Raw genomic sequence first — 3,291 nt, forward strand, 5'->3', positions numbered from 1 at the left:
GGCATGGGAAAAACCCAACTTGCTAGAATGTATTGTTATGAAAATCAAAATAACTATAAACTTATTTGGTTTATTGATTGTAATTTAGATATTAATCAAGAACTACTAAAGCTAGCCAAAGCTATTAATAGTATGGTTAATAACTCTACTAAATCTACTCTAATACCAGAAGATATTGTATTAGTACGAAAAGAAATAATGAACTATTTATCGAGTCAAGATAAATGGTTAATAATATTTGATAATCTGAAGGTAAGTGAAAATAAGAAAGTTCAGGAATTTGTTGATTGGGAAAATAATGGGCATGTTATATTTTGTTCCCAAGATAGTGAAATATTACCGAATATAGTCAAAATGACTGTCCTTGCAAAAAACGACGTCAGTATTCTTGCTAACAATATTTTAGAAAATAATGATCCAAAGGTAGTAGAATTCTTGAGCGAAGAATTTGCTGGTTATCCTATCATGACAGTACAAGGGATACAATTATTAAATAATGTAAAAGGTTTAGATAAAGCCGAATATAAGAAAAAAATTCAACAATCAACAGATAGAATTAAATCGAACATTATATTAACTATCAATCAATTAAAACCAAGTGCTAGAAATTTACTAAATAAAATCGCCTTAATAAATAATCAAGGTTTTTCAAAAGAATTACTAAGTTTTATTACTGATGATCAACGTACATTGAATAATGATATTTATGAATTGTCTAAATTTGCCTTAATATCTAATATTGACCCACAGGAAGCTAATCCGATCTTTGAAACGCATGATATTATAGTCCAAAAAATAGCAGAGATTAATGGTAGCAGGAATAATAAATCTTATTTAGAGGATATTATTACCAAATTAATGAATTATATACCAAAGAATGCAGTAAAAGCTCGTATTTTTAGAAATGCTAAAACTATACAAGAAAATTTTGAAATAATTTTAAGAAATTCAGAAAAGTATAATATAAATATATATAAAATTATGGCTCTTAATTTGCAAATAATGGTTCAACATCATAATTCCCTTAATTATTCTATTGTAGCAAAGAAGGCTATTTGGTTTAATAAAGCCGATCAGGAAGGAAAATTTAAATTATGGTTAATGAATAATGATGAAAAATATGCATATATAAGGTATATGCAGACAATAGGTCTTTATCATATAAGTTATTCTAATTATAGGGCAGCAAGAGAATGTTTTGTAAGAGGCCAAGAAATATTTGAGAATGTTGAAGGTTATGAATCTTACAAATGGACTTTATTCTATAATTTAGCAATATGTAATATTATTTTAGGGCAGGTTCAAGAAGCCGAAAAAAACATTCAAATTATGGAAAAAATGTCTAATGAAGGTTTAATGGATCAAAGTGAACTAAGCTATATACATATACTTAAAGCACAGTTATTATTTATACAAGGAAAGTATACTGAGTCATTAGAACAAAATAGTAAAACTATAGAAAATTTTATTAAAAATGGTCTAAGTCCTGATGATCTATTTTTTATACCTCTTTATACACTTAAAATAGAAATATTAAATTATCTTGGAAAATACCAAGAAGCATATGAGCAAGCTAAGAAATTGTATAATTTATGTAAACATTGCAAAGATACTGAAGCACTTGGTTGTATTTATAGTGTAATAGCAAGAAGTGAATTAGGATTAGGCATGCTAAATCAAGCCTCAGAACATGTTAACAAGGCTATCTCCATATTTTTAGTCGATGAGCGTAGAAACCCCAAAAATGCAGATTATTTGGAAGATCCAGATTTAGCTGCTATGTATGTAGTGCAAGGTGATATTCTATTTACCCAAGATAATATAAAATCAGCAATAGAATCCTATAATAAAGCTTATACCATATATTATTACTTATATAGAGATAATCGTAAAAATATGGCATATGTTAGTTATTTATATAGTCAAGGAGCTAAAGCTGCATGTAAAGCAAAAAACTTATTTAGTTATAAATTTTTTGGTAACCGCAAGTCAAGGAGTTTGGCATAAATCATCCTAATACTGTATCTATGTTTGAGTATTGTAAACAATATGATATGGATTTATGGGCAAAAAGAAACTAACAGGTTGACTGCGATAACTAATTAAACCTGCAAAGAAATAATGGGGTTTGACTAGTTGAAAAAATTGGTATATGCTGATAGTTAACACCTCAATAAAGGTTGCAATTTAATAGCAATACTGTTGAATTAATTTCTCTAGTAAGTACTTTCGAGTTCGGAAAATTTCTAAGTACTTACTAGTTTATAACTCCAAATGTGACATTCAAGCTCTAGCCTGATTAATAGCTCGATACTTAAGTGTTACACTGGCTTTTTTAGTATGAGATTTACCAAAATGTCTTTTTGGTTTTAAAAAATTAGTCAGTAAGTACTGATTTCTTTTTATAATTTCATTCTATTTTTGTAGTTTAATATAGTTTTTTTTAGGTGTCAAGAAAAAACTACCTGTTTTTTTGGGTATTTTGTTAAAATAATTTATTATGAGAATACATTGCTCTTGTTCACCAAATACAAGGATTTTTAAAGAAAAAATTAGAAGAAACGAAGTTAAAAAGAAAAGATTTAGCATATAAAACTGACATTCCGTATTCTACTATATCTAAGATTATTAATGCTGTAAGAGATAATCCAGAGTTAATAAATATATTAAAAATTGCAAATTATTTTAAATGCTCTATGGATGAAATTGTAGGAAGGGATGATTATGCATTATCTCATCAAGAAACACAAGAATTTCTCAACGTATCTCCTAAGGATGTTAGTACCAACTTAAGGGAATTTGTCAAAAAAAAATTGGAGCAGCAAAAACTTAACCTATATGTCTTATCTAAGAATATTGGGTCTAGTGAAGAAACTCTACCTCAATTTATGAAAGATAATGGTAAACAAAAAACTTTAGGTAGTGCAGTTACCGTAGCCCTAGCAGATTATTTTCAAGTGTCATTGGATGAAATTGTAGGCAGAATTAACCCTAATTCTTGTAATGATCAATCTTCTCAACAAAACTCCAATTGTGATGTTGAACCAAGATAATGATATACTAAAAACCTAAAGCGTCATTATAAATTAACAAGATTTAAGGGGGCATTATTAAAAATTACCTTTGTGTTCCAGCTACTCCTTCCATAACAGAACTTTCACCTGTAAGATTAATACCTCTATGGGTAATGGCAATCTACAAATCAGGGAATAAAAAAATATCGCAAAAATAATGAAAACAGCTATTAGTGGAGCATAAAAATCTGCTATATTTATAGATATAACCATTTGT

The 3,291-nt window shown here is 28.0% G+C and carries 2 protein-coding genes; both read left to right on the forward strand.

Going from position 1 to position 3,291, the window contains the following annotated elements:
* Positions 1–2,007: tetratricopeptide repeat protein (locus tag RiCNE_RS07740; protein ID WP_192866951.1), on the forward strand; the 2,007-nt coding region annotated here is incomplete at its 5' end.
* Between the two features lie 521 nt (positions 2,008–2,528).
* Positions 2,529–3,053, forward strand: coding sequence for a helix-turn-helix domain-containing protein (locus RiCNE_RS07745; protein WP_275656756.1), 525 nt, complete (start codon positions 2,529–2,531; stop codon positions 3,051–3,053).
* Positions 3,054–3,291 lie beyond the last annotated feature (238 nt).

Origin of the sequence: Rickettsia endosymbiont of Culicoides newsteadi, from assembly GCF_002259525.1 — a bacterium.
Classification (GTDB): domain Bacteria; phylum Pseudomonadota; class Alphaproteobacteria; order Rickettsiales; family Rickettsiaceae; genus Tisiphia.